Annotated in this window: 22 protein-coding genes and 1 pseudogene; 14 read left to right on the top strand and 9 right to left on the bottom strand. The window is 65.8% G+C overall.

Annotated features, from left to right (window positions below):
• Positions 1–28: 28 nt before the first annotated feature.
• On the top strand, positions 29–1,804 hold the full coding sequence (locus AC5P67_RS01525; protein WP_308310026.1) for a serine hydrolase domain-containing protein: 1,776 nt from the start codon (positions 29–31) through the stop codon (positions 1,802–1,804).
• A gap of 16 nt (positions 1,805–1,820) precedes the next feature.
• Here the strand turns inward: AC5P67_RS01525 and AC5P67_RS01520 are convergent, their stop codons facing one another.
• Positions 1,821–2,213 carry a DoxX family protein gene (locus AC5P67_RS01520; RefSeq protein WP_012481352.1) on the bottom strand — a complete coding sequence of 131 codons (393 nt, stop codon included), beginning with the start codon at positions 2,211–2,213 and terminating at the stop codon, positions 1,821–1,823.
• 118 nt (positions 2,214–2,331) lie between these two features.
• Between AC5P67_RS01520 and AC5P67_RS01515 the strand changes: the two genes are divergently transcribed.
• Positions 2,332–2,751 carry an H-NS histone family protein gene (locus AC5P67_RS01515; protein ID WP_099561662.1) on the top strand — a complete coding sequence of 140 codons (420 nt, stop codon included), beginning with the start codon at positions 2,332–2,334 and terminating at the stop codon, positions 2,749–2,751.
• A 49-nt stretch (positions 2,752–2,800) separates the two neighbouring features.
• Complete coding sequence (locus AC5P67_RS01510; protein ID WP_005411174.1) at positions 2,801–3,208, top strand: hypothetical protein; 408 nt, start codon at positions 2,801–2,803, stop codon at positions 3,206–3,208.
• A 23-nt stretch (positions 3,209–3,231) separates the two neighbouring features.
• On the opposite strand, the gene AC5P67_RS01505 is transcribed toward AC5P67_RS01510, so the two are convergent.
• Both AC5P67_RS01505 and AC5P67_RS01500 read right to left on the bottom strand, forming a co-directional pair.
• On the bottom strand, positions 3,232–3,873 hold the full coding sequence (locus AC5P67_RS01505) for a glutathione S-transferase family protein (RefSeq protein WP_024957910.1): 642 nt from the start codon (positions 3,871–3,873) through the stop codon (positions 3,232–3,234).
• A gap of 85 nt (positions 3,874–3,958) precedes the next feature.
• Entirely contained in the window at positions 3,959–4,762 is an 804-nt protein-coding gene (locus AC5P67_RS01500) for an AraC family transcriptional regulator (RefSeq protein WP_099561696.1), read from the bottom strand.
• A 7-nt stretch (positions 4,763–4,769) separates the two neighbouring features.
• On the opposite strand from AC5P67_RS01500, the gene AC5P67_RS01495 reads away from it, so the two are divergent.
• Complete coding sequence (locus AC5P67_RS01495) at positions 4,770–5,720, top strand: DMT family transporter (RefSeq protein WP_174522844.1); 951 nt, start codon at positions 4,770–4,772, stop codon at positions 5,718–5,720.
• 27 nt (positions 5,721–5,747) lie between these two features.
• On the opposite strand, the gene AC5P67_RS01490 is transcribed toward AC5P67_RS01495, so the two are convergent.
• On the bottom strand, positions 5,748–6,776 hold the full coding sequence (locus tag AC5P67_RS01490; RefSeq protein WP_308310173.1) for a hypothetical protein: 1,029 nt from the start codon (positions 6,774–6,776) through the stop codon (positions 5,748–5,750).
• A 260-nt stretch (positions 6,777–7,036) separates the two neighbouring features.
• Positions 7,037–9,871 (bottom strand): TonB-dependent receptor, encoded by a 2,835-nt coding sequence (locus tag AC5P67_RS01485; RefSeq protein ID WP_308310172.1) that lies wholly within the window; start codon positions 9,869–9,871, stop codon positions 7,037–7,039.
• Positions 9,872–10,425: 554 nt separating this feature from the next.
• Between AC5P67_RS01485 and AC5P67_RS01480 the strand changes: the two genes are divergently transcribed.
• From AC5P67_RS01480 to AC5P67_RS01465, 4 genes are all read left to right on the top strand, one after another.
• Positions 10,426–10,878 (top strand): PA2169 family four-helix-bundle protein, encoded by a 453-nt coding sequence (locus tag AC5P67_RS01480; RefSeq protein ID WP_005411167.1) that lies wholly within the window; start codon positions 10,426–10,428, stop codon positions 10,876–10,878.
• Positions 10,879–11,195: 317 nt separating this feature from the next.
• Positions 11,196–13,724, top strand: a complete 2,529-nt coding sequence (locus AC5P67_RS01475) for an RHS repeat domain-containing protein (protein WP_111118250.1) — start codon at positions 11,196–11,198, stop codon at positions 13,722–13,724.
• Between the two features lie 67 nt (positions 13,725–13,791).
• Entirely contained in the window at positions 13,792–14,172 is a 381-nt protein-coding gene (locus AC5P67_RS01470) for a hypothetical protein (RefSeq protein WP_005411165.1), read from the top strand.
• Between the two features lie 24 nt (positions 14,173–14,196).
• Positions 14,197–14,559: a hypothetical protein gene (locus AC5P67_RS01465; RefSeq protein ID WP_099484406.1), complete on the top strand. Its 363-nt coding sequence runs from the start codon at positions 14,197–14,199 to the stop codon at positions 14,557–14,559.
• A 77-nt stretch (positions 14,560–14,636) separates the two neighbouring features.
• Here AC5P67_RS01465 and AC5P67_RS01460 read toward each other — a convergent pair whose 3' ends face one another.
• Positions 14,637–15,839, bottom strand: a complete 1,203-nt coding sequence (locus AC5P67_RS01460; RefSeq protein ID WP_414491508.1) for an ISL3 family transposase — start codon at positions 15,837–15,839, stop codon at positions 14,637–14,639.
• Positions 15,840–15,990: 151 nt separating this feature from the next.
• Positions 15,991–19,353 carry an autotransporter domain-containing protein gene (locus AC5P67_RS01455; RefSeq protein WP_308310171.1) on the bottom strand — a complete coding sequence of 1,121 codons (3,363 nt, stop codon included), beginning with the start codon at positions 19,351–19,353 and terminating at the stop codon, positions 15,991–15,993.
• 188 nt (positions 19,354–19,541) lie between these two features.
• On the opposite strand from AC5P67_RS01455, the gene AC5P67_RS01450 reads away from it, so the two are divergent.
• Together AC5P67_RS01450 and AC5P67_RS01445 are read left to right on the top strand one after the other, a co-directional pair.
• A complete protein-coding gene (locus AC5P67_RS01450; protein WP_005411162.1) occupies positions 19,542–19,742 on the top strand; it encodes a hypothetical protein in 201 nt (66 codons plus the stop codon).
• Between the two features lie 156 nt (positions 19,743–19,898).
• Complete coding sequence (locus AC5P67_RS01445) at positions 19,899–20,249, top strand: VOC family protein (protein ID WP_005411161.1); 351 nt, start codon at positions 19,899–19,901, stop codon at positions 20,247–20,249.
• A gap of 15 nt (positions 20,250–20,264) precedes the next feature.
• On the opposite strand, the gene AC5P67_RS01440 is transcribed toward AC5P67_RS01445, so the two are convergent.
• Positions 20,265–20,894 carry a TetR/AcrR family transcriptional regulator gene (locus AC5P67_RS01440; RefSeq protein WP_005414565.1) on the bottom strand — a complete coding sequence of 210 codons (630 nt, stop codon included), beginning with the start codon at positions 20,892–20,894 and terminating at the stop codon, positions 20,265–20,267.
• Between the two features lie 126 nt (positions 20,895–21,020).
• Here AC5P67_RS01440 and AC5P67_RS01435 point away from each other — a divergent pair, with 126 nt between their 5' ends.
• A complete protein-coding gene (locus AC5P67_RS01435; RefSeq protein WP_495214271.1) occupies positions 21,021–22,493 on the top strand; it encodes an MFS transporter in 1,473 nt (490 codons plus the stop codon).
• Between the two features lie 10 nt (positions 22,494–22,503).
• Here AC5P67_RS01435 and AC5P67_RS01430 read toward each other — a convergent pair whose 3' ends face one another.
• Positions 22,504–22,809 carry a KGG domain-containing protein gene (locus AC5P67_RS01430; RefSeq protein ID WP_308310170.1) on the bottom strand — a complete coding sequence of 102 codons (306 nt, stop codon included), beginning with the start codon at positions 22,807–22,809 and terminating at the stop codon, positions 22,504–22,506.
• Positions 22,810–22,930: 121 nt separating this feature from the next.
• Here AC5P67_RS01430 and AC5P67_RS01425 point away from each other — a divergent pair.
• The 3 genes and pseudogenes from AC5P67_RS01425 to AC5P67_RS01415 all read left to right on the top strand — a co-directional run.
• Positions 22,931–23,211: pseudogene (locus AC5P67_RS01425) on the top strand (S41 family peptidase); the annotation flags it as partial.
• Positions 23,212–23,309: 98 nt separating this feature from the next.
• Positions 23,310–24,203: an NAD-dependent epimerase/dehydratase family protein gene (locus AC5P67_RS01420; RefSeq protein ID WP_005414561.1), complete on the top strand. Its 894-nt coding sequence runs from the start codon at positions 23,310–23,312 to the stop codon at positions 24,201–24,203.
• Between the two features lie 208 nt (positions 24,204–24,411).
• A complete protein-coding gene (locus tag AC5P67_RS01415) occupies positions 24,412–26,943 on the top strand; it encodes a methyl-accepting chemotaxis protein (RefSeq protein ID WP_043034588.1) in 2,532 nt (843 codons plus the stop codon).
• Positions 26,944–26,961: the final 18 nt, after the last annotated feature.

The raw sequence follows: 26,961 nt of genomic DNA, 5'->3' as shown, positions 1-26,961 counted from the left end.
GATCACCGCACTCTGTGCCGAATGACACATGCCCCGCCATTTCTGCTGGCGGGAAGATGGCGGCATCCCGAAGTGGAGTGATCTGATGCCTGGTACGCTCAGTCGTCGCGCCTTCCTGGCCAATGTCGCGGCTGTTCCGGCGGCCACGCTCATGCCCACCGGTGTTGCCACGGCGGCGCAGCCCACCGTCACCACCGGGAACCTGATCGAAGCGGAGCGCGGCGTGATCCGCTCGGCCATGCAAGGCAGCGGCATCGGTGCCGCTGCCGTCTGCCTGGTCGAAGGCGGGCTGGTGCGCTGGACTGAAGGCTTCGGTCACGTATCAGGCCAGGGTAGCGCGGCCGCGGACGCCAGCACGATGTTCAGCATCCAGTCCACCTCGAAGAATTTCGCGGCGGTGGCGGTGCTGTTGGCCGTGCAGGACGGCATTCTTGATCTGGATGCGCCCATTACCCGCTATCTGCCGTCGTTCACCGTGCGCAGTCGCTTCGAGCATTCCCCGCAGGAGCGCATCACCCTGCGCCTGCTGCTTGCCAACCGCGCGGGATTCACGCACGAGGCGCCGCTGGGCAACAATTACGAACCGGCGTCACCGGGCTTTGATGCGCACGTCCGCAGCATCTCGCAGACATGGCTGCGCTTTCCGGTGGGTACGCGCTATCGCTATTCCAACCTGGGCTTCGACCTTGCCGGTCATGTCCTTGAGCAGGTTGCGGGCATTGGCTATCCGGCATGGCTGCAACGCCGGATCTTCGAGCCGCTGGGAATGCACGACAGTACGGCCGATGCGTCGGTCTACCTGGCAAGCAAGGGTCGGGCACTGGGAACCCAGGAGGGCTATGCGCAGGTGCCGCCAGTGACACCGCTGGTGGTGTCGGGAGGCGTCTGGACCAGTGCCGCCGACATGGCGAAGTATCTTGGCTTCCTGCTCGGTGGCGGCCAAGCCGGCGCGCAGCAGCTGCTCGAGCCCCATCTCTGGGACGAGATGCATGGCTTCGGCCTGGGTGGTGACTACGGGCTCGGCGTAATGCGCAGCGAACGTCTCTACGGCAGTACGCCGGTGCGGCTGCTTCACCATCGCGGTGGAGGCTTCGGATTCGGGTGCGTGTTCACCTACTGCAGGCAGGCCAACGCTGGATTCGCCGCGATGTTCAACCGCGCGACGTCCGCGGGGTACGGCATCGGCGAGCGTCTGCTCGACCAATTGCTGTCGGCGCGTTTCGGGCCCCGTCAGCCGCGTGTGCCGCTATCGTCCCTGGCGCCGATCAGGTTGAACCAGGACCAGATGCAGCGGATGGCGGGAGACTGGATAGGGCGCAGCGGCAAGGCGAAGATCGTGGTTGCCGGAAGCGGTGAACTGCAACTGCATCGTGGGGCGCAAGCTGTGGGCAGACGGTTTGCGGCCATCGACAGCGACCAGCTGTTCACCGCGGACACCGATGGAGAGGTTGCGACGTACCGTTACCATGCGGCGACGGAGAGGCTGCCGGCGCACCTGGAATGTACGAACGGCGAGGATGGCCTGGACCAGAACGATCCCATCGATGGGGCCACAGGGCCGCAGGCGTCCCATTGGCGACCCTGGCTGGGGCGCTATCGCATCGACCAATGGGGGAAACCGGCGATGTCCGTTGTGCTGGAGCAGCGACAGGGCTGGCTGTACATCGATGGCATCCGCCTGGTCACTGAAGTGGAGCCAGGCCTGCTGTTCACCAGCGATGGCGAAGCGGTGGATTTCCGCAGCTCCCAGCCGACATGGCGCAACCTGCGTCTGCAGCGCGTCCAGCCCGTGGGCCGGGGATGATGGCGGCATGCCGCCATCATCCGCGCCGCCCACGCCCATCGATGCTGTAGCGCCCCGCCCCGGTGCAGGCCAGCAGCAGGAAGCCACCGGCAAGCCCCAGGTTCTTCAGGAACATGATCTGCTGGGTCGGGTCGGCAACGTTGTGGTGGAAGATGAAGGCGGTGACCAGGCTGAAGCCTGCCAGCACGATCGATACCAGCCGGGTCTGGAAGCCCAGCAGGATGCACAGGCCGCTGCCGATCTCGAAAGCAATGGTAGGCCACAGCAGGATGCCGGGTACCCCCATCGCTTCCATGTAGCCCTGGGTACCGCTGAGGTCGCCGAGCTTGCCGATGCCGGACACCAGGAACAGTGCCATCAGCAGGATGCGCGCAAGCAGGTAGGCGAGCGAATGCGATGAGTTGCTCACGTCGAAGTCCTCGGAGATGGCTGCCGAAGGCGATCGGAGCCCACCGGCAGTGAAGCCCGTGTCTACGTACCGGGCAAGGCGGCTTGACAGCTGGCCGGCCGCAGGACACCTTTCCACCATGACGATCGATATTGAATCGCTCAGCCTTCGGGAGCTGGGCGCCTTGGTGGTTGCCGCTGAACAGCGGAGACAGCTCATTTCCAGCCGCCGTCCGGCCAGCGCGGTGCGGCGGATGTTGAAGGCTGCCGCGGCCGAAGCCGGCTACACCCTCGAAGAACTCTTCGGTGGCGAAGCCTCGGAAACACCTGCGCCCGCCCGCAAACCCACCCGCCGTAAATCCGGCAAAGTCGCGCCCAAGTATCGCGACCCGGAATACAAGCGCCTGACCTGGACCGGTCGCGGGCGCATGCCGCGCTGGTTGGCGTCCAAGGTGTCGATGGGCCACAAGGCCACCGATTTCCTGATTCCTGGCTTGGCCAGGCCGACCGCTGGCAAGACCAGCACCATCGGCAAGCGGACTGTCATCAAGAAGGGATGAGGCTGCAGCACTGCTACCCTGCCCGGGTCTTTCAACCAAGGAGCACCGGATGGCACACGAGGGTGGCATGACGATCACGCCGAAAGTCCTGTACACAGCCGCAGGCGTGGCCGTGCTGGTCAGCCTGTTGGCCTGGGCGGTGGAGTGGAGCGGGATGGCCTATGTCTGCCCATACTGCCGCGTACAACGCACTGTCATCGGTGTGCTGGGCGTGCTGACATTGTTCGCGCGGCCGGGGAGCCTCATCGTGCCCTGGTTGTCGTACACAGCGGGCGGCTTCGCGTTCGTGGTTGCAGCGATGCAGCACTTCAACGGCTGGAAGCGCATTTCCGCCGGTGATTTCAGTTTCAACGCGCAGTGGTACATCGACCCGTGGCTGCTGTCAGGCGGCGCGATGCTGATCCTGGTAGCGCAGCTGATGCTGGTGCAGGCTGCCTGCCGGCGCAGCCTGCGCTGAGTGTTTCCACCCATGGCGTGGAACTACCCGTTCTGGAATACCGCCAACTGCGCAGCAAACGCGCGCTGATAGGCGGGACGCTGCGTCGCCCGTGCCACATAGGCCACCAGCAGCGGGTACTCGTCGAGCAGGCCACTGCTCTTCAGGCGCAGCAGCACCGAGACCATCATCAGGTCGCCCACGCTGAACCCGCCGTCCAGCCACGCCGCCGCGCCCAACCACGCGGACAGTTGTGAGAGACGCATCCGCACGCGCTCGTCCAGCATCACCAATCGCCGTGCATACCAGGGCTGTTCGCGCTCCAGCACCCAGGCCATCGAGCGCTCGACGATGGGTGGCTCCACCGTATTCAACGCGGCGAACACCCACATGACTGCGCGCATGCGCGCATCCGGACCGACGGGGAGCAGGCCGGCATGCTGTTCGGCCAGGTGCAGGACGATCGCGCCGGATTCGAACAGGACCTGGTCGCCCTCCTGCCAGGTGGGAATCTGTCCGAAGGGATTCCGCGCCAGGTGGGCAGGTTGCTTCATTTCGGCGAAGGTCAGCAGCTGCACGTCATAGGGCACGCCCAGTTCCTCCAGCGCCCAGCGCACGCGCATGTCACGGGCCAGGCCCTGGCCGCGGTCGGGGGAGGTGGCAAAGGCGGTGAGGATGGGGGACATCGCGGCGCTCCTGCAGGCGGGAAGGCCTGGCTCTTCTGTTCCGACGAACGACGAGGGCGGAAATCGACATCCCTCGATGCGCTCTTCACCCCGCCCGATGCAGTTTCCGGTACTGGTCCGGCGTGCAGTGCGCGTGCCGCTTGAACATCTCTGCGAAGGCGCTGACGCCGGAGTAGCCCAGCTCCTCGGCAATCCGGCTGATCGGCCGGCGTGTGCACAGCGCTTCGGTGGCGCGCACGAACTTAACCCGACCGCGCCAGTCACCAAGTGACATGCCCAGCTCGCTGCGTGCCATGCGCTCCAGCTTGCGTACGCTCATGTGGTGCCGCTGCGCGATATCGGCGACCGACTCGGCTGCGGACAGGTGCTTCTCGATGTACGCCATCACCTGTTTCAGGGCATCGCTGCTGGCGATCGGCAGGAAGCTGGGCAGCACTGCGGCATTGAGGATCTGGTCGATCACCACGGCGGCCATGCGCCGCTGGGCCGGCGTCCGCGGATCGGTCACGCCCTGTCGCGCCAGCTCGTGCAGCAGCTCGCGCAGCAATGGGCTGACTTCCAGCGCACTGCAACGCTCGGGCAGGCGGCGTGACAACGCCGGCGACAGGTAGGCCGAGCGATAGGCCAACCGCGACCGGTTGCGCGAATAGTGGGGCATTCCCGGTGGGATCCAGATCGCGTAATGGGGCGGGGACACCATCCACTCGCCGTCGATCTTCATCTCCATCACCCCTTGTGCGACGAAGTTGAACTGGCCCCAAGGATGGCTGTGCGTGCCCCAGTCGGTGGGCTCCATCGCACCCTGCCGGAAGTAGACCGGACCGGGCAGCTGGCGGAAGATGGGGATGGGCTCCATCGGTTGCCGCAACCCGGGGTCGGAGTGACGCATTTTCAGGATGTCCTCGATATGCGCCAAGCGTACGCTGGCCATTCCCCCACGTACACCCACGCTCTTGAACTACCTCTTCCCAATCCTTGCCTGCCTGCTGTGGGGCGCGAATACCATCGTGACCAAGCTGGCCTCGGGCGCGGTCGGTCCCATCGATATTGGTTTCTTCCGCTGGCTGGTGGCGGCCATTGTCCTGTTGCCCTTCGCGCTGCCGCGGCTGCGCAACAACCTGCAGACCGTGCGTGCCAACCTTGGCCGCTTCCTGCTGCTGGGGTGCCTGGGCGGGGTGATGTACCAGTGCCTTGCTTACTATGCGGCGCACTTCACCTCGGCCACCAACATGGGCGTGATCCAGGCATTGATTCCACTGCTCGCATTGGCGTTGTCACGCGTGTTCATGGGCCATCCGGTGCGCGGTACCTCCATTGCCGGTGCGGTGATTTCCACTGTCGGGGTGGTGGCGGTGGTCTCGCAGGGCGACCTGGCACGATTGGCCGCTCAGGGCGTGAACCGCGGTGATGCGATCATGCTGATCGGTGCGTTGGCCTTTGCCGCCTACAACGTGCTGATGCAGCGCTGGAAGATCCCGCTGACGGTGCTGGAATCGTTGTTCCTGCAGGCCACCGCCGCGTCGCTGATCCTGTTGCCGGCGCAGCTGCTGGTCGGTACCGGGGTGAACAATCTCACCGCGGTCGGCTGCATCGGGTTTGCGGCAGTATGCGCGTCGATCCTGGCCCCACTGACCTGGATGACCGGATTGTCACGGTTGGGCGCAGCGCGTGTCTCCGGCTTCTTCAACCTGGTGCCGATCGTGACCGCCGCACTGGCCGTGCTGCTGCTGGGCGAATCGCTCAGTGGCTGGGTACTGGCAGGGGGCGTGCTGGCGGTATCCGGTGTGGTCTTCGCCGAGTACGCAGCGAAGCGCGCGACGATGGCGAGTGGGGGCGAAGCGTCCTGACGCGGTCGGGCCGGACCCGCGCGGACCTCAGCCGCGGCGTGTCGTCCCGCATAGCGCCTGCTCCACCTCCTGTTCCAGCGCGTCGGCGTCGTAGCCGCGCTTGCCCTGCAGGCTCAGGTACAGCGACAGCGGGTCCACGCGGTCACCGCTACCGGTGAAGGCAGGCGGATACGACCATATCTGCAACGTTCCACTGCGCGTGCAGTCGGGGCCGGCTGCAGGCAGTGCCCCCAGCTTCCGCCAGGCATCGATGTACAGGGCGCGCGTGATGCCGTGGTCTTTCGACGGCACCGCAAGCATTGCTTCCGTCCCTGCCTGGGGGGCGGATTGAGCATGTCGGGCCAGAACGTCGGCGACCTGTTCCCAGCAGACCTCCACTTCCTTCAGCACGGGGGAGCGCAGGAACGGCTGCGCTCTCGCCCAGACCTCGCCGCGGCTGCCGGCGAGTCTCAGGAAGCGTTCGCGTCCGCCGGTGGAGCGTTCGGCCAGTCCGCGACCGACCAGTTCAGCGGAGAGCCTCGACGCGGTCATCGAGGTGTATCCGGCAGCACGGCTGACCTCACGCGGTGACCACCAGCGTGCCTGGCCGGACAGGAGTACGTGGATGAGCATGGCCTGCGCCGAAGGCAGCAGCGAAATCGCCTTCTTCTCGTGGTCGGGCGCATCGCGGAACTCGATCGCCAGGCTGGGGGCGTACAGCTGGTTGTGCGGTACCACGAAGTCGATATGGTTCTCGACCAGGAACCTGCGCTGGGTGGGGGTGAGGTACGGCGAGACATACAGCACCATGGCCTTTGCCGCTGAGCGCAGCACTTTCACATCCTGGATGACGCGGCTGCTGGATTCGCCCGGGACGCGTGGAACTGCCAGCATCGCCGGCGTTTCACCATAGAGGGTCAGCTCGGCGATGTGATAGCGCGAGGCCATGGTCTGCGGGATGAAGCGTGCCGCAGCCACGGGGCCGACCACCGAGGCCAGGCCGGGCAGGATCCGGCGCAGGTAGCGCTGCGCATCCATGACCAGATCGGTCAAGCCACTGTGTACTGCCGTTGTCATCGCTTGCTTCCCTTGGACCAGCCTCATCCCCGCAGCGGGGAGGGGGTGGTCCATCGCATTCAGTGGTGAATCCGGAGAGGTCGGGCGAGGTGGATGCCGCGCGGGCGATCCTCGCTTGCCTGCTCCATCTGCTGCCGTTGCGCCAGTGTTGCCGGGGATGTTGGAGATTGGGTCGAAGTAGCGTGGAGATTGGGTGGAGGTTGTGTGCGGCGTGGCCGGCGGAACTCCCCTTCCGCCGGCCACGTGCACGGACGCTACGGTCAGAAGCGCTGCGAGTACTTCACGTACACCGTGCGGCCGATATCGAAGCCGCCGTAGTAGGGGAAGGAACTCTGCGGCTTGGAGAACATGATCGGGCCGCGATGGTCGAACACATTGTTCGAGCCCACTGCCACGGTGCCATCCCAGGGCAGCCTGTAGCTGACCTGGATGTCGTGGAACGCATTCGAGCCGACCCTGCGCACGGCATCCGGTTCGCCGTTGGCGATGCGTTCGGGCGCGGTGCAGGGCCGGTTTGGCATGCAGCCTTCCATCATCCCGGAGTAGTAGCGCACCGTGTACTGGGCCGAGAGGTTGCCCAGCTGCCAGTTGACGCCGAGATTGGACCGCAGGCGGAACACCCCCGGGCGTCCAATACGACCGTCCATGATGGTGTCACCGGCCGAGTTCTGCTTCTCCTCGTCGTACTTGGAGACGTAGCTGTTCTGCAGGTCAAGGGTGAAGCGACCGAACGCGTACTCCGGCAGGCGGTAACGGATGCCCAGGTCCCACCCCTCGGTCTTCATCGCGCCGAGGTTGGTCAGGCCGTAGAACATGCTGGTGATGTGGCCATCAGCGGCACGCTTGACGCTGCCGCAGCGCGAGGCATTGCCCAGCACGTAGCAGTCACGGAGGATGCGATCGACGTTGTCCTCGATGATCATGTTGGTGATCTTGTAGCTGTACCAGTCCAGGTTGATGTCCAGACCGTTGACCCAGCGCGGGCTCCAGACCACACCGACGGTCTTGCTCTTGGACTCTTCCGGGCGCAGGTTCGGGTTCGAGCCCGTGGTGAACTCGTTCGGGGTGGCGCACGGGTAGCTGGTGCAGGGCTTCAGGCCCTGGGCCAGCTGCTCGTAGCCACGCGGAACACCGGCGGCGTTGCAGGCCGCGTTGCCGTTGACGCTGTTGGTGGCGCCGATGCCGCAGGGGTCCACGTAGGTTTCGAAGCTGGTGCCCAGGCCGCCATACAGGTCGGAGATGCTGGGAGCACGGAAGCCCTCGGCGAAGGTGCCGCGGACCATCAGCTCCTCGACCGGGCGCCAGGCGAAGCTGGCCTTGGTGTTGGTGGTGCTGCCGAAGTTGCTGTAGTCGGAATAGCGTGCCGCAACGTTGACGGTCAGCTCCTTGGCGAACGGAAGGTCACGCAGCACCGGCACATTCACTTCGGCGAAGACTTCATTGAGGCTGTAACCGCCTGCAGTGGTCTGTGCCCCCAGTGCAGTGCTCTGGCGCGACTGGGCAAAGGCGTCGGGAACGTAGCGTCCTTCTTCCTTGCGGTACTGGTAGCCCATCGCCACCGAGAGCTCGCCCGCCGGCAGTTCCAGCACCGGGCCGGAGATGTTGGCGAAGTAGCTTCGGGTCTTGGTGATGCCGGTATCGGTGAACGTGGGGAACAGGAAGCGCTGCAGTTCCGGGTCGGCAAGCGAGCCGGCGCCAGCAACGCCGTACGGCAGCAGCGGATTCCAGGCCAGGCAGCCGGCGATCGGTGCACCTGCGCTGCCACAGCGTGCTACACCGTTGCCATCAACAAAGGACTGTCCCAGCGCTTGGCGCGAGGCGATCAGGCTCATGTCACCACGGCCGGTCTTGGTCACCTCGTTGCGGTTGAACAGCGCGCCCACCTCCCAGTCGAACGTTTTGCTGGCCAGTTCGAAGTAGCCCGACAGCGTCGGTGCCATGCGCAGCGACTTCAGCTTGCTTTCGGTCGTGCGCGGAAGCTCCCACAGGCGGCGGTTGAAGGCGATGTCATGGCCGACCGGATTGAACGCACTGTTGCCGGCCAGCGGCGTCCCGAACTTGGTCGATTCGTAGGGGTAGCCGGCAATCTGCTGGTCCGAGATGCGCTCGTTGTAGCCGATATCGGTGGTGAAGGTGATCTGGTCACTCAGTGCATAGTCGGAGCTGAGGAACAGCGACCGGCGCTCGATGCCGGTCTGCACATGCATCTGCTCGTTGCCGTTGGAATACTCGGCCGGCGTGATCGGATGGTAGTCGTTCGGGTTCTTCGGGTCGCCACCACGATTGAGTGTCTTGAACACGGAATTTCCGGTGGCACAGTCGTAAAGCGCCGGGTCACACCAGGAGCCGTTCTGGCTGAGGTCGCTCCAGCCCGCGCGCGGATAACCCGGCCCCGAACCACCATGCTTGGAGAACCAGCGGTCGCGGGCGAACACCGGGTCGGCCTTCTGGTATTCCAGGGCCAAGGTGTAGCCACCTCGCTCGCCGCGCGCGCCGGTAACGAGCGAGAACGTGCTGTCCTTGCCGTCGCCCTGGCTGAACTGGCCATGCTGCGCCGAAAGCTCCAGCCCCTCGACGCTCTTGCGGGTAATGATGTTGATGACACCGGCGATGGCGTCGGATCCGTAGAGCACCGAGGCGCCATCCTTGAGCACGTCGATGCGCTCGACCGCGCTCATCGGAATCTGGCTCAGGTCCTGCAGGCCGCTGGTGCTGGCGCCCAGGCGCTTGCCGTTCACCAGCACCAGGGTGCGGGTGGCCCCGAGGTTGCGGATGTTTGCGTAGCTGCCGCCGACGTCTTCGCCGGACGACAGCGTGCGCGAACGCGAGAGCGCTGGTGCGCCGGCCGACGTGAGGTTCTGCAGGACGTCGGCGATGGTGGTGAAGCCCTGCTGCTCGATCATCTTGCGCGAGATGGCAAGCACCGGCTGCTGGGTTTCCACATCCACGCTGCGTATCGCCGATCCCGTCACCTGGATGCGGTCCAGGTTCTTCGGAGACTTCGCAGCATCGTCCTGTGCATTGGCAGCCGGCGAGAAAACGGCAGCCAACACGGCGCCGATCCCTGCCGAAAGCAGAGTGTATTTGTAGTGCATTGTTTCTCTCTCCAAATCCGTTGTGTGGTCGCAATGCGCGCGGCGCTACGACCGGTCTGCATTCCGTTACCCGGAATCGAGAGGAACCTAACATCCCGCTCACATTTGAACTGCGTTATGGACGCGTTATCTTCGCGCGCCTTTGGCCGCTGTCCTGCACGGGGAGTGCACGTCGCGTCGACGTTGTGCAATGTCGTTTCGCTTCAGTCTGGCAGCTCCTTTCCCGGCATACACAGGAGGCCGCCGATGAATACGCCTGGCAAGCCGAAACCCAGCTGGAAGCAATGGCATGTGCTGCTGGTGATTCTGGCAATTGCGCTGCTGATCAGCCTGATCATCGTCATCGCGCCATGGTGAGGCAGGCATCGCATGCGTCTTTTCCGTGAACATTCAATGATGACGGCAATGAAGAAGTCAGCACGTGTTCCGCATGGTGATGTGTACATCAATTCGTACTCACCCGGCCGGCACACGAGGACGATGATAGTGAGGTCGAAGGCAGTGCCGACGCGCTGCCATTCTCCACTGACTTTCGAGCACACAGGAGCGACGCCATGAGCACCCAGTCCACCATCGAACATCGCCTCAACGACCTGATCGAGATCGCCCGTGATGGCAAGTCCTTCTATGAGGAAGCCGCAACGAAGGTAAAGGATGCCGAACTGTCGGCACTGTTCACCCGTATCGCCGGGGTCAAGGCGCGGATCGTCGCGGCGCTGAGTGGTTCGGTTGCCGCCAGCGGCGGCAAGCCGGCCGAGCACGGCACCATGGTCGGTTCGATGCAGCAGTTCTACGGCAAGGTGCGCGCCGCGTTTGGTGATACCAACTACGGCTACGTGGCCGAACTGGAAGAATCCGAAGACCGCCTGCTGGGCGCGTTCAAGGATGTGCTGCAGGACAACGATCTGCCGCCGGCGGTGCGCCAGGAAGTGACCCAGCTGCTGCCGGATGTGCAGGAGTGCCACAACGTCATGCGGGCACGCAAGCACGCCATGAAGGCCGCCTGACGTCCCGCGCCGGGCGGCCGATCGCGGCCGTCGAGCCCCGGGGGCGCGTCATGGCCCGGGAACCTTCGCAGCCCGGCAGGGCCGCGAAGGACCGGGCGTCCGGCCCCGTTTCCATGGTTATACTTGGCCGAGTCCAGGGAACAGGCGCGGCATGACGAAGGGGGCTTCGTCCAGCATCAACGTCAATCGCCAACCGGATGCAGCCGCGTCCGGTTCTGTGCGTGTGCGCGGTTTGCTGTGATGTGCGCTTCGCCGGTCTTTCCGTTGCCTGGTCCTGGTTGTCCCATCGCCATCCATTGCGAACAGGCCCACTGACGATGCGTCGAGTCAATGCACTTTCCGCGATGATGTTGCTGGGCACGGTTGTGGGAAGTGCGGGGGCGCAGTCCTACAGCAAGACCAACGTCATCACCTATCACGATGATCTGTCGAAGTGGGTGCTTGGCCAGGTCCGGACGTCGGTCAACCAGGACACGGGCCGGACCGAGTCCCAGGTGGATTATGACCCGGCCACCGCGAAGCCCCAGCGGATCCATGCCTTCGGCCAGCTCCAGCAGACCATTCACTACAACAGCGACGGTACCGTTCGCGCCGTGGTGGATGGGCGTGGCAATACGGTGAGCCTGTCCGGCTGGAAGCGCGGCATCCCCGGGAACATCCAGTATGCGGATGGTTCGACCCAGTCTGCCGGCGTGGATGACAATGGCTGGATACGCTGGATCACCGATGGCCGGGGCAACACCACGCGTTACGACTACGACGCGATGGGGCGCATGTCGCTGGTCGACTACCCCGACGGCGATACGGTGGACTGGGCGTCCACCACGACACAGTTTGCCCAGGTGGGCGGCGCCGAGTACGGCATTCCTGCCGGTCATTGGCGGCAGACGGTCAGCACCGGCAATGCGCGCAAGGTCACCTACTACGATGCGCTGTGGCGCCCATTGCTGGTGCGCGAGTACGACGCGGGCAATGAAGCCGGCACGCAGCGGGCCTCGGTGACCGCCTATGACACGGAGGGGCGGGTCACCTTCCAGTCCTATCCTGTCGCGGGGGTCGGTACGGTCCAGGACGCCGGAACTGGCGTCCGTACGACGTACGACGCACTTGGGCGGGTGGTCCAGGTCAGCCAGGATTCCGAGATTGGCGCGCTGGTCAGCACAACCGAGTACCTGCCGGGGCGGCGCGTGCGCACGACCAATGCCAGGGGTATCCCGACCGTCGTGACCTACACCGGTGCAGATGCCGCGAAGCTTGACTGGCCGGTACGTATCGAACTGGCAGAGGGAGCCGTGCTGGATATCCCGCGGGACGTCTTCGGCAAGCCGACGTCGATCACCCGCAGGGCCAGCAATGGCTCGGTGACGTCGACCCGGCGCTATGTCTACGATGCGGCGCAGCGGTTGTGCAAGACGATCGAACCGGAAACCGGCGCCACCGTAATTGACTACGACGCCGCATCGAACCCGGTTGGAAGCGCGCAGGGGTTGGACCTGTCCGATGCAGGCAACTGCAACCAGGACATTGCCGCGGCGAGCGGGCGCCGGGTGGTGCGTTCCTATGACGCACGCAACCGGCTCGCATCACTGCAGTTCCCCGACGGCAATGGCAACCAGCGCTGGAGCTACTGGCCCGATGGCCTGGTCAAGCAGGTCACCACGTTGAACGCCGGGGTGGAGACGCACAACAGCTATGCGTACAACCGTCGCGGGTTGCTCATCGGTGAGGTGCAGAGCCCTACCGATGGCGAAGCGCTGGCGATGGGGTATGCCTACGACGCACTGGGCAACCTGTCCGCGCATCGCTATCCCTCCGGCAACGTGGTCGCGTATGCGCCCAACGCACTGGGACAGGCCGGGCAGGCGGGCTCCTACGCCGCTGGCGTGGTCTATTACCCCAACGGGGCGATTCGTCGGTTCACCTATGGCAACGGTATTGTCCACACGATGGTGCAGAACGCGCGCCAGTTGCCGGATGAAAGCCAGGACACCCTTGGCGCAACCCGGATCCTCAGCGACGGCTACGACTACGATGCGGTCGGCAATGTGATGGCAATCACTGACGGTGCCACGGGCCGCAACCAACGTGGCAACCGCAATCTGGGCTATGACGCGCTGGATCGGCTCGTTTCGGCTTCCTCGCCCATGTTCGGCTCGGCGAGCTACAGCTATGACGCGTTGGACAACCTCACGCGGGTGACGATTCTCGGCCGTGACCATCACTACTGCTATGACAACGCCTGGCGCTTGACCAACGTGAAGATCAACGGGTGCGGAGGGTCAACCGTGGTCGGCCTGGCCTACGATGCGCAGGGCAATCTGCGGGCGAAGAACGGACAGCCGTTCGCCTTCGACTTCGGCAACCGGCTGCGTGCGGCGGCAGGTTCCGAGAGCTACCGTTACGATGCTGACGGTCGCCGCACACAGACAGACTCATCGTTCGGACGGATCACCTCGATGTACGACCACGCCGGCGTCCTCCGCTACCAGGCGAGCGAGCGCGAGGACAAACGGACCGACTACATCACGCTGGGCGGAAGCCTGGTCGCCAAGGCAGCGGTGCCGATGCGGCGTTCGCCGGCCGCGAAGGACTTCGTTGGGTGGTCGCCTGTGGCCTCTGCCGTCCGCTACGTCGTCGAGGAAAGCGTGGACGGGGTGACCTGGACCACGGTCTACGAAGGCAACGCCGCGAACTGGACGTCGGCCGCACGCCCTGCCACCAGCTATGCGTATCGCGTGCTTGCCTGTGGCGCCACGGGGAGCTGCACGCCGGTGTCCGATGTCTCGCATGTCCAGCGTCCGCAGGGTGACATCGTGCCCCTGCTGTACCAGCTGCTGCTGGGCTGAGCGTAGCGGACTGCACGGGGCGCAGTGCACCGTCAACCGGTTGTTCATGACAGGGGAAAGGAAGAACATGGCTGGAGTACGTGCTGTATCGCGCCCGCGTGGCGCCATCGGCGGCAAGGTCCTGCTGGCGGTGGTGGCAGTGCTGGGAACTGGCCTGGCCTCAACGGCAAATGCTGAGCCTTACAATCTGGAAGGCCATCGGATCGTATCCGTCGCAACTGGCTGGGGCGGGGAAGGGTTCTACCTGGTGACGCAAGGTGTGCTTCCAGCGGGCTCGGATTGTGGGGGTGGCAATCGCTTCATTCTCCTCAATGATCATCCGATGCAGAGGGAGATGGTCTCGATGCTGCTCATCGCCTGGCAGAACAAGCTGCGTGTCGGATTGCGTGTCGACGGCTGCACCTCCGGGGTAATGCAGCTGAGGGCCGTGACGATGCCTGAGGCCTGATGTCTGAATCCACAGGGGAACTACATGATGATGAGTGACGCGACGCCGGGCTTCCGCAGGAGGTTGGGAGCGGGGTTGGCCTTGACGTTGGCCTTGTGCCTGTCTGCACCACTGAAGGCGGAGCCGTCCGGCGACAATCTGACGATCCTTTCGCTGCGTCCGTACATTGGGGGCACCGCGGGAGTCGTGTACGTGCACGTTTCGAGCATGGACCTCTGCAGTACGGACATCTTCACCATCGATATGTCCATGCCGGGCGCAAAGGAAGCGTATGCGGCGGCACTGGCGGCGCTGACATCGGGGAAGAAGGTCCGGCTTGAGGTCTTGAATTCCACCGGTTGCAATGGTTGGGCGACCGGGCTTCAGTCGGTCACCATTCGCGCTTGATCTGCCACGGATGGATCCAGGACGCGATGATCCTGGGGTATCGCGCACAGCCCTGGGGCGTGGATAAAAAAGGTTCTTCACCCAACTCCGGGGAAGGCTGCACGGATTTTGAGGAAGAAATAGGCGTCGTCTCGGTATCCGTAGGCGACGCGCTTGATGACCTTGATCTTGTTGTTGATTCCCTCGACCAGCTTCGTTCCAAGGGGCCATCGGCAATGAGCCAGGATGCCTGGCAGATAGGGCTGTAGGCGACGGACAAACGTTCGCAGGGGCTCCAGGCGGCTACGCAATGCGCGCTGTCGCCAGCTCTTCCACGCTTTTGCTGCCCAGGCCTGGCTACGGTAGCGCCAGAGCTGCTTCAAGTCGTCTTTCAGCACATAGCTCGTCAATAGGGCCTTGTTGGCAGCCAGCAGCTCCTTGAGCTTCACTCGTTGATCGGCCGGGACGTTCTGCCGGTTGCGAAGCAAGAGCCAGCGAGAGGTCTTCACCACACGCCGGGCAGGTTTGTCCTGACGCAGCCTGTTGGCTTCATCCACGCGGACCCGGTCGATGACCTCCCGACCGTATTTGGCCACCACATGGAACAGGTCGTAGACCACTTCGGCGTTTGGGCATTGGGCTTTCACTTCCAGGTCGAATGCCGAATTCATGTCCATAGCAACCGCCTGGATGCGTTCGCAGCCGTCCTTTCCGAGTAGCTCAAAGAAGGGACGTACGTCTGCGCGGCTGCGTCCTCGACCGACCCAAAGCACGCGCTTGCGTGATGGTTCGACCACCACCGTGGCGTAGCGATGCCCCTTTTGGATCGCAAACTCATCCATCGCGATCACCCGGACGTTCGATAGGTCCACCGGACCCAGCGTCCGCACCAGATGCCTGAAATCAAGCGCCTTGACCGTCTTCCAGTCCAGGCTATGCCACTTTGCGGTGGCATGGATGGAGGCCGTGGCACACATGCGTGCCACGCTCTGCGCCAGCCGTTGTGTTACCCGGGCATGTCGCTCCAGCCAATCCAGATGCTCAAGTTTTGGCCCGCAGCGAGGACAGGCCAGCCGCTGGCGCTGGACTTCCAGCTCGACCGGCTCATCGAACACGGGTAGATCACGGACCCGCCGGAGCGTCTGGTCATGGATGGCCACCACCCACTTGCCACATCCGCTACAGCGTCGGCGGCGGCGTGAATCAGGCAGCAGCGAAAGCACCAGCCAAGTGGCTCCGCCACGCGCCTCCCGCCGCCATCCATCCAGGCGATATCCCGCCCAGCATCCCAGCAACGGCATACAATCCAGCTTGGCCACGGCCGGCCCCAGTTTGTAGTCTCGACAACCACAATCTAGCGGGTCGGCCGTGAGCCTCTCCCCTCAGATGGGAGAAGAACCATAAAAAAGGGGCGGCCCTGAGGCCGCCCCAAACCGTCAGGAGAACACGCGTCTAGAAGCGAACCGACCAGCGCATGTTGGCGCTGTGGTCGCGGCTTTCACTGCCGTACTGGCCGCTGTAACCCAGCTCCAGCTGCTGGCGCGGGGTCAGCCAGGCCGACAGCCCCAGCTCGGCCACAACGGCGCTGTCGGCAATCGGGGCGCCTTCGACCGCGAAGGTGGTGGTGCTGTTGGCGAATGCGAGGTCGGCCAGCTGGCTGCGGTCACCCGAGGCACGGCGATAGCCCACGCCACCACGAAGGTGCAGCCAGCTGTCCTGCTGGAACGATGCCTTCAGGCCCTTGTCGAAGCGCAGGCCCGCGGTGGCGATCGTGGTGCCGGTGTCATCCACCTTGCCGTGCAGGGCGGCTGCACCACCGCGCTCGTTGATCGGCTTGAGGTCCACCTCCACGCGCGCGACCTGCAGGTAGGGTTCCAGCCCGGCCTCCGGGCCACCAAAGCGGTAGCCGGCTTCGATGAAGGCCTGGCGGGTATGCGCGTTGTAGCGGGCGCTCAGGCTGTCGCTGAACCCTGCGAAGTCGACATCGCGGGTGCTCTTCACCTTGTGCTTGCTCCAGGCGACGCCGCCACGCAGGCCGAGGCCGCCCCAGTTGTGACTGGCATATGCACCGAAGTGGGTGTTGTCGATCTTCGACTTGGCACGAAGCGCCTGCTGCTTGACGTCGGCGCGGCCGGTGCCAGCCAGCACGCCGACCTGCCAGCCAGAGAACTCGTGGTCGATACCGGCCAGCAGGCCGTTGCTGTTGGCTTCGGTGCGGGCGGTATTGCTGTTGCCGTCCAGCCTGCTGTTGCCGCCCAGAGCCTGCACCCAGGCGCCGGTGGCGTCGCCCGCATCGGCGCTTGGCGCGACTGCACCTGCACGGCGGGACAGCGCGGCATCGCGAACGTAGCGGCTGCCTTCCACCAGTGCGAGCGGCGTGGCTGCGTGCAGTTCGCCGCTGAGGCCGTCGAGCACGCCGCCGACCTGCTGCGGGAACAGCTGGGTCAGCGGTTTGGGCAGGCCCTGGTTGATTGCCAGCAGGTCCGCCGCGGCGGCCACCGCGCGCTGGTTCGGGGTGGCGGCGGCGCTGGCCAGCGAGGCACCACGTGCCACGTCGATGCGGGTGCCATTGGTGCCGTAGGCGAGGCTGAACTGCAGGAACGGCGAGAACGCGCTGAAGTCGGTTTTCGCGAACTGGCCGTTGATGCCACCGTCGGCGCGGATGAAGTTGAACTGCTCGCCGAGATAGTAGATGCCTGGTTCCGGCAACGCGACCAGCGTGCCGCCGAGGGTGGCGGTACCGGTCACGTGCAACTGGTCGCTGCGCCCGCCAGGCGCGAGTTCGGCGGCGTAGACGCCGGTCGCGCCCTGCACGTAGTCGCCGTTGATGGTCAGCGTGCCGATCGAATTGCCGGGCGCGATGGTGCCGTCCACTCGGGTGCTGCCCAACGTGCCGATACCCTTCAGCAGGCCGTTGCTGCCGACCGTGGTGGTGCCGCCGGTCTGCATGCCATTGAAGGACACCACGCCGCCATTGACGGTCAGGTTCCCGTCCTTCAGAACGCCGCTGGCGCTGACCGTGCTGACGCCACCGGTGGTGGTGAGTGCGGTGGAGACCAGGCTGCCGTTGAGCAGGAACCGGCCGCCTTGCACATCGACCGCCGAGGTGAGGGTGTTGCTGCCGTTCAACTCCAGCGTGCCCTCGCGCAGCACCGCGCCGTTGAAGCTGTTGTCGCCGCTCAGGCGCAGCCAACCGATGCCGGATTTGGTCAGCGTGCCGGGGCCGCCGATGTCATTGGTCCAGTCGTCCCAGGCATCGCCCTCCCACACCTTCAGGCCGCCGGCCCTCTGGTTCATCACCACGTTGGTATCCACGCGCAGCGAGCCATAGCCCTCGATGGCCCTGCGCAGGTCAACCATGCCCCAGCCGTAGATCGGGTCGACGCCTGCCGCACCGAGATCGCGCGCGGTGGTCAGCAGGACGTCGCGCACCTGGGCGTTGTCCAGGTAGGGGAAGCGCTCCATCAACAGGCCGAGTGCGCCGGTGATATGGGGGGCGGCCATGGACGTGCCGGTCTTCAGGCCGTAGTCGTACGTGGGATTCTGGCTGTCGATGAGAAGACGGACGTAGTCTGCGGTCTTCTCCAGCCGCCCCTGGATGTCACCGGAAACGATGGTGCTGAGGATTGCCGTGCCGGGTGCGGAAATGCACCAGTTGGCGGCAGCGCCACAGATGCTCGAGCCTGCGTTGATCACGTAGTCGGTTTCACCATTGGCTGTATTGGGCTGGCGAACGTTGGCGACGGCCAGCCAGTAGGGCTCGATCTCCGGCTTCCAGCGCGGCAGGGCCGCGGTGATACCGGCGACGGCGCCGCTGCCATTGCCGGCCGACCAGACCTGGATCAACTGCGAAGCGGGGGCGTTCGCACTGTCCTTGTAGATGCTTCCGTATACGTCGTAGCCGGCACCGATGCGTGCGTACTGGGCATCCAGTGCGGCCACGGTCATGTTCCGGGTGGAGATGCCCCAGCTGTGATTGATGGCACGCACGCCTTGTGCCTGCAGCTGCGCGTACATGTCCAGCCTTGCGGCCCCATCGGGATCCGTCCGTTCCACGGCTTCAGGCAGGTAGCCTCCGCTCGCCTGGCGCCTCCATTCGTAGTAAGTGTCACCAAATACACGGGCGGTCGTCAGATCGGCACCGAAGGCGACGCCGTGCATCCCCGTGCCATTGCGGTTGGCGCCAATGGTTCCGAGGACATGCGTGCCGTGATCGGCATAGCGGAAACCCCATTCACGGCCTGCGGCAATGATGTTGGCCTGCAGGGAAGCAGGCACGCCCGCGCCGAGCGTGTAGTAGTTGATACCCGGTTGATCACCCTGTGTCTGGCTGCACGCGCCGGTACCGCCGACGGTTCCCGGTGACGCACAGTTCGGGCCGATGGTGATGCTGGAGGTGTTGCGGCCGGCGAATTCGGGGTGAGCCAGTGCCGAGCCGGTGTCGAACAGCGCCAGGCGCACGCCCTTGCCGGTCAGGCCGCGGGCATACGCGTGGTCGGCCCCCATGGCACCCAGGCCCCAGTCGGCGTTGAATTCATCGCTGCGCCAGCTGGCGGCATCGCCCGGATTGCCGAGCAGGGCGGTGCCGGTTGCCGCGGGCGTGGCGGCCGTCGATGCTGCAGGCGCGCTGACGGCGGGCTGTGCCCACGCCGCCTGCAGCTGGCGCTGTTGCTGCCATGCGTCCAGCGCCTCGCCGGCCATGGCGGGCGCGGCAGCGGCAAGCAACAGGGAGCTGGACACGGCCAGCGCGAGGCGGCTGTGCAGCGGGGAGCGGGAGCGGGAGTGGGACGAACGGCCGTGCAGCGGGTGATTCATCGGGCAACTTCCTTGGTGGACGGGCAACAAGGCCGTTAACGCCAATCCGTGGCGACATCCCCCATGCATGTGAAAGGAAAATTGTGAACAGGTTAAGTGTGCGTGACAGTGGGCTTCACTTCGTCTCCCCGTGTCCTCGCTAACGTGGGCCGGCCTGGGCTCACCAGGCTTATCAAGGAGTGATGGCGATGCGTGTTGTCAGGAAGGTGATCGCAGTGGCGGTGTTCGCGTTGGCGTGTACCGGTTCGGTGGCGGTGGCAGGGCCGGTCGAGCCCTGCGACCAGCCGTGCTGGCGGGCCTATCAGATGTGCCTGGCCAGTGGCACCGATGCCGGTGAATGCCAGCAGGCGTACAACACCTGCGTGGTCGATCTGTGCATGGGCGTGTGAGTCGCGCCGTTTGAGCCGTACGCGGAGCCCCGTCATCGACGGGGCTCTTCTGTTCCAGCGATCGCCTCAGATGGCGATGCGGGCATCTGGCCTGAGCCCGCTTGCGGGCCATGCATGCAGCGGCGAGGATGGGAAATCGCACCGGAGCCGCTGCACATGGCCGTCAAACGCATTGTCGCCAACATCGCCACGCCCGACCCGGCGCGTGCCGCAGCGTTCTATGGCGGGCTGCTGGGCATGCCGGTGGTGATGGATCATGGCTGGATCGTCACCCATGGCGGGCAGGGCAGTGCGCTGGCGCAGGTGAGCTTTGCCAGCGAAGGGGGTTCCGGCACCGCGGTGCCCGATCTGTCGATCGAAGTGGACGACCTGCAGCAGGTGCTGGAGCGCATGCACGCGGCCGGCATCCCGCTGGAGTATGGCCCTGCCGACGAGCCTTGGGGAGTGCGTCGTTTCTTCGTCCGCGACCCGTTCGGGCGGCTGTTGAACATTCTCGCCCACACCTGAGCGGGAAGCGTTCCTTCAGCGGCGTCTGCCGCTGCGCGTCGGCGCTGCCGGAACGCCGACCATGCGCAGGCAATCCGCTTCCACAGCGGCGATGAAGGCATCGGCATCCTGTGCGGGTGTGGCAATCAGGTCGTCGGTGGCACCGTGCACGCCGGCATAGATCAACGAGGCGGTGACCTGTGGAGCAGGCAGCTGCCACAGTCCGGCTGCGTTGCCCGCTTCGAGGATGCCCAGCAGCTGCTGCTGGATCGCATTGCGCTCGGCATTGCCCCGCTGGTGGTGGTGATGGTTGGCGTACACCACGTCATGCAACGCGTGGGTGCGCGCGTAGATCTCGATGTTGGCGCGGATCCAGGCGCGCAGGCGCGCTGCGCCATCACCGGCAGGGTGCTGCTGCACTGCCTGCTCGACCTCGTCCATGAACTGCCGCGTGTAGCGCTGCGCCAGCGCCTGCAGGATCTCGGTGCGGGAGGCGAAATAGGTATAGAAAGTGCCCTTGGCCACGTCGGCTGCGGCGACGATGTCGCTGATGGTGGTGGCGTCCACACCCTGCGAAAGGAACAACGCCTGCGCGGCGTCCATCAGTTCCTCCTGGCGGGTTTCGGCGGGCTTGGTGCGAGGCCTGGCGACAGCTGGGGTCTGCATGGTGGGCGGTATCCGGGTGTGACGGACGCCATTCTAGCTGCCCCTTCGCACTGACTGACCGCCAGTCATTGACCGACGGTCAGTCAGTCGATAGGATGCGCGCACATCCTCCCCCCGGATCCACGCATGAGACGCCTCCAACGGCCCGCCCTGGTGCTGGCGGCCTACCTCGGTACATTCCTCGCTTCGCTGGACATCAGCATCGTCAACGTGGCCCTGCCAACCCTGCAGCAGGCGCTGCAGACCGACATGGCGGGCCTGCAATGGGTGATCAACGCCTATGCGATCGCACTGTCGGCGCTGATGCTGTCGGCCGGTCCGTTGGGGGATCGCTACGGTCATCGGCGGATGTGGCTGCTGAGCGTCGCCACCTTCACCATGGGCTCGCTGCTGTGCGCCTGCGCCAACGACCTTTCGACCCTGGTCGCCGGGCGCGCGGTGCAGGGCGTGGCAGGTGCGCTGTTGATTCCCAGTGCGATGCCGATCCTGAGTCACGCATTTCCCGATCCGGGCCAGCGTGCACGCGTGATCGGTGGCTGGTCCGCCTTCAGCGCGCTGGGCCTGGTGCTTGGCCCGTTGCTCGGCGGTGCGCTGGTGCAGCGGGCCGGCTGGCCCAGCATCTTCCTGATCAACCTGCCTTTGGGGTTGCTGGCGTTTGTGCTTGGCGCCTGGGGCATCGCCGAGCGACGGCACCCGCAGCACGCCGCGCTGGATCCGGCCGGGCAGCTGCTCAGTATCGGCGCGCTGGGCGCGCTGTGCTATGGCCTGATCGCGATCGGCGAGCAGGGCCTGCTGGCCCCGGTGACGCTTCTGGCGCTGGGCGCCGCAACTGCGGGGCTGATCCTGTTCGGCATCGTCGAGCGGCGGGTGGCACGGCCACTGCTGCCGCTGGACCTGTTCGCCGACGGTCGCTTCCGCATGCTCAACCTGGCCTCGTTCGTGCTGGGCTTCACCGGCTACGCGAGCCTGTTCTTCCTGTCGCTGTTCTTCCAGCAGGCACAGGGGCACAGCGCCGCGCTGGCAGGCTCGCAGCTGGCTCCCCAGTTCCTGTTGATGGGTGTTGTCTCGCTGTTGTTCGGGCGCCTGGTTGCCCGCCTCGGGCTGCATGCCGCGCTGGTGCTGGGCTACGTCCTGGCCGGTGTGGCGCTGTGCGCAATGGCCACGTTCGAACCGGCTACTTCGCGCGCTCATGCCACTGCCGTGCTGATGCTGCTTGGCATTGGAATGGGGCTGGCGGTGCCGGCGACCGGCATGGCGATCATGGCCAACGCACCGGCCGAACGTGCAGGTATCGCGTCAGCCACGATGAACGCGCTGCGCCAGGCAGGCATGAGCCTGGGCATCGCGCTGATGGGCAGCCTGATGGGCCAGCGTGCCGTACAGCAGTTCACCGCCTGCGCACAGGCCGCAGGGCAGCAGCGGCTTGTTGCGCAGGCGCGTGAACTGATCCTGCACCCGGGCTCGATGCACGCCACGCCGCAGGTGCTGACCTGGTACCGCAGTGCGATGGCCAGCGGGTTCGGTTGGGCGATGGCGGTGGCGGGTGCGCTGGCCCTGCTTGCGGCGCTTGGGCTGCATCGGCAGCGTGCATCGGCTTGACGCGCAGCATTCAGCTCTGCTGGCGTTGCGGGTCCCCTGCCGTGCGTTCGATCGCCTGAGGCTGTTGTTGCTGCTGGCGCGCGTTGGCGTGGCGTGCGTGTCCACCTTCGCGTCCGATCGTGGCCATGTGCTGGCGGTCGCGGCTGATCGCTTCGCCGCCCTTGCGGCCTGCGACACGTGCTTCGGCCGGACTGAATTCGTGCGCATTGCCGGAGGCATGTGCCGCGCGCCCGCCCTTGGCGGCGATCGCGCGCTGTTTGTCCTGGTCCATCGAGGCGAAGCCCCGGTTGGAGCTGCGCGGTTTCTGCTCAGTCATGTGAAATCTCCTGCAGTGTGGACGCCGCCTTCGTGGACGACGGCGTCCATGCTTGGCCATCGCACGCTAAGTCCAGGTCGCCATCTTCGCCCCGGTTTTCACGCGCCCTGCGCACCGGGATGATCACGCAGCCGGCCCGGCGGCCGCATTCGTCGCGTATTCACTGCCGGCCCTCGGATGCGCGGCAAGGCCGGCGGCCGCAGTGGCGGTGCCGCACATATGTTCGATGATCCTGTGCTGCTGCCCGATGGCTATCAGATCAGCGTTCCGGACCGGCAACCGATCAAACTGCGGACCGGTGTCAACTGCGAACGGACCGGTGTCGCGCCCGACGCGGCAGGCGGCGACGATCCACTCTCCATCGCACGTCAACTGCTGGCTCCGCCGAAGTCGTCAAGATGAACGCACAGTTGCGCGGTCGTCCTATCGCAGATGTTCCGTTGCATGCCTAGAATCGAAGCATCCCGGTAGTTCCCGGGCGCTTCGAGTGAATGGACTCAATGAAGATTCTGTTGACCGGCAGTTCCGGGCGGATCGGGCGCGCGATCTTCGGCGCGCTGGCGGCTGCCCATGAAGTGGTGGGTCTGGACCGCAGTCCGTTTGCCACCACGCGCATCATTGCCGATGTCACCGATCATCAAGCCGTCGTGCGCGCGGTGCAGGGCGTCGACGCGGTCATCCATACCGCGGCCCTGCATGCGCCACACGTCGGCCTGGTACCGGACGCGGTGTTCCAGCAGATCAACGTGGACGCGACTGCGCACCTGCTGCAGGCGGCGCGCGAGGCAGGCGCACGACGGTTCGTGTTGACCAGTACCACCGCGCTGTACGGCCACGCGGTGGTGGCAGGGGGATGCCGCTGGATCGATGAGGATACCGAGCCGCTGCCGCGAACGATCTACCACCGCAGCAAGCTGCAGGCCGAGGCCCTGGCTGAAGCTGCCGCCGCACCGGACTTCGGGGTGCGCGTGCTGCGGATGGGGCGCTGCTTCCCGGAACCGCCGGAACGGATGGCGATGTTCCGGTTGCATCGTGGGATCGACGCCCGTGACGTGGCCAGTGCCCATGCCGCGCTGCTGCTGGATGAGGGGCCGGCCTTCGCCCGCTACATCGCCTGCGCCGCGACCCCGTTCCGGCGCGAGGATTGCCTGGAACTGGCCACCCAGCCGCGCAATGTACTGGCCCGGCGCGTACCGCAGCTGCTGGCCGAGTTCGAGCGCCGCGGCTGGCCGTTGCCGCTGAGCGTCGACCGCGTCTACGACAGCGCCCGCATCCGCAGGGAGCTGGGGTGGCAGCCGCGTTTCGGGCCGGACGCCGTGCTGCAGCAGTACGCCGCAGGCAGCATCGAGGTGTTGCCACGCGCGGAGTGGATCAAGGATCGGGTGGCCGAATAGGGGACGCGGGGACGGATCCCTCCCCGTCCCTGAGTGGATTCAGGAATGTGTAGGCCGGTCGCCTCAACCTCGTTGGCAGGCGGCCGCTAACCCGGTGCGCTTCCTGCGCCGGGCGGGTCCCGGCGGCCGGTGGCCTGCGCGACGGATCGCGCGCCTGCGCGGTGCCCTCCCGGCGCCGGTCGTCCTGAACTGCCTTGCGGACCCCTCCATGCCTTCTTCCCGTTCCGCCGCTGCCCGCCGCCCGGGCAGCATCGCCCACAAGCTGATGCTGGGCACCGCCGTCATCGCGCTGCTGTGCTTCGGCCTGACGGCGTTCCTGATCTATCGCCAGGCCAGTGCCAGCCTGATCGATGCCTCGCGCCAGACCATGACCAGCGAGGCCAATGCCGAAGCGCGCCAGGTCGCCGCCGACCTGGGCACGGCGTTCGCCAGCAACGATGCCATGGTCGAAGCCGTGCTCGCCCAGCGTGCGCGGGGCGACGTGCCCGATCGCGCCAGCCTGGCTGCCGTGCTGGGCGAGCAGCTGCGCACCCACCCGGAGTGGCTCGGCAAGAGCACCATGTGGGAGGCCGATGCCTTCGATGGCAAGGATGCCGAGTTCGCCAATACCGCGATGCACGATGCCAGCGGCCGCTACATGAGCTACTGGGCCTGGCATGACGGCAAGCCGCAGCAGTCGACCATGACCGACTACACCGAAGCCGCCGACGGCTCGGCCGACTGGTATGTGGTACCCAGCCGCGACAAGCTGCCCAAGGTCAGCGAGCCCTATGCCTACGACATCGCCGGCCAGCAGGTGCTGATGAGCACGTTGAGCTCGCCGATCGTCGAAAACGGTACCTTCCTCGGCGTGTTCACCGTCGACTTCTCGCTGGCGGCGCTGCAGAAGCACCTGGCGACGCTGACGCCGATGGGCGCAGGCCGCGTCGAGCTGCTTTCGCCCAACGGCGTGGTGCTGGCCTCGGCGAATGCCGCCGAGATCGGCAAGCCGCGCACCGACGCATTGACCCGCAGCATGCTGGCCGACATCGCCGCCGACCGCCGGTTCGAAGCCTTCACGCCCGATGCAGCCGGCAACGTGCGCGTCTACGTGCCGCTACGCGTGGGCAATGCCCCGCAGCGCTTCGCGCTGGGCGTGGTGATGCCGCACGCGGTGATCGTGGCCGAGGCGCGCCAGCTGCTGTGGTTGACGCTGCTGGTGGGCGTGGTGGCCGCGCTGACGCTGAGTGCCGGTGTCTATGTGCTGCTGCGCCGCCTGGCGATCCGCCCGTTGGCCGAAGCGGTGCGGGTGGCGGGTGACGTCGCCGCCGGCAAGCTCGACAGCACCTTGCCTGCGCGCAGCAACGATGAAGTGGGCCGCCTGCTGGACGCGATGCAGGGCATGCGCGGGCAGCTGCAGGCGGTGATGGCGGCGCAGGCGGAAATGGCGCGCCGCCACGATGCTGGCGAGCTGAGCTACCGCATGGACGCCACTGCCTTCCCCGGCGAGTACGGCCGCATGGTGGCCGACAGCAACCAGCTGGTGGCTTCCAGCAATGCGGTCACCCAGCGTCTGGTCGAGGTGATGCAGCGTTACGCGGTGGGTGACCTCAGCGTGGACATGGAAGCGCTGCCGGGCGAGAAGGCGGTGTTCACCGCAGCGATGGCCACCACCAAGAGCAACCTGGCCGCGATCAACGAGCAGATCCAGCAGCTGGCCGCCGCCGCGGCGGCCGGCGACTTCGCTGTACGCGGTGATGCCCAGCGCTTCGACCACGATTTCCGCCGCATGGTGGAGACCCTCAACATCATGATGCAGGTCAGCGATCACAACCTGGCTGAGCTTTCGACGCTGCTTCGCGCGATTGCCGCCGGCGACCTCAGCGCACGCATGCGCGGTGATTTCCATGGCGTGTTCGCGGTGATGCGCGACGATGCCAACAGCACCGTGCAGCAGTTGACCCAGATCGTCGGCCAGATCCAGCAGTCGGCCGCCAGCATCCGCCTGGCGGCGGGTGAGATCGCTGCGGGCAACAGCGATCTCTCGCGTCGTACCGAGCAGCAGGCCGCCAACCTGGAAGAAACCGCCGCCTCGATGGAGGAGCTGACCTCCACCGTGCGCCAGAACGCCGACCACGCGCTGCAGGCCAATACCCTGGCAGGATCCGCCGCTGACGTTGCCAGCGAGGGCGGGGAAGTGGTCAACCAGGTGGTGCAGACCATGGAGCAGATCGAGGCTTCCTCGCAGCGCATCGCCGAGATCATATCGGTGATCGACGGCATCGCCTTCCAGACCAACATCCTGGCGTTGAATGCGGCGGTGGAAGCGGCGCGGGCCGGTGAGCAGGGCCGCGGCTTCGCGGTGGTCGCCAGCGAAGTGCGCGCGCTGGCGCAACGCTCGGCGGGCGCAGCGAAGGAGATCAAGGAGCTGATCGACGCATCCGTGGCGCAGGTCGGTGCCGGTGCGCAGCTGGTGCACGGTGCGGGCCGTACCATGCAGGCCATCGTCGGCCAGGTGGGGCGCGTCAACGAGATCATGGCCGAGATCTCGGCTGCGTCGCGTGAACAGTCCGCCGGCATCGAGCAGGTCAACCAGACCGTGGTGCAGATGGATGAGACCACCCAGCAGAATGCCGCGCTGGTGGAGGAAGCCAGCGCCGCGGCGCGGGCTATGGAGGAGCAGGCCGAGCAGCTGGCCGTGGCGGTCTCGCGCTTCCGCCTGCAGGCCGAACCGGAGGCCATGGCCCGCCGCGCGGCCTGATCCCGGAAACGAAGACGC

It is taken from the genome of Stenotrophomonas sp. YJH_SMC_21 (genome assembly GCF_059369555.1).
The sequence above is the reverse complement of the archived record's forward strand: the minus strand, read 5'-3'. Positions and strand labels throughout refer to the sequence as shown.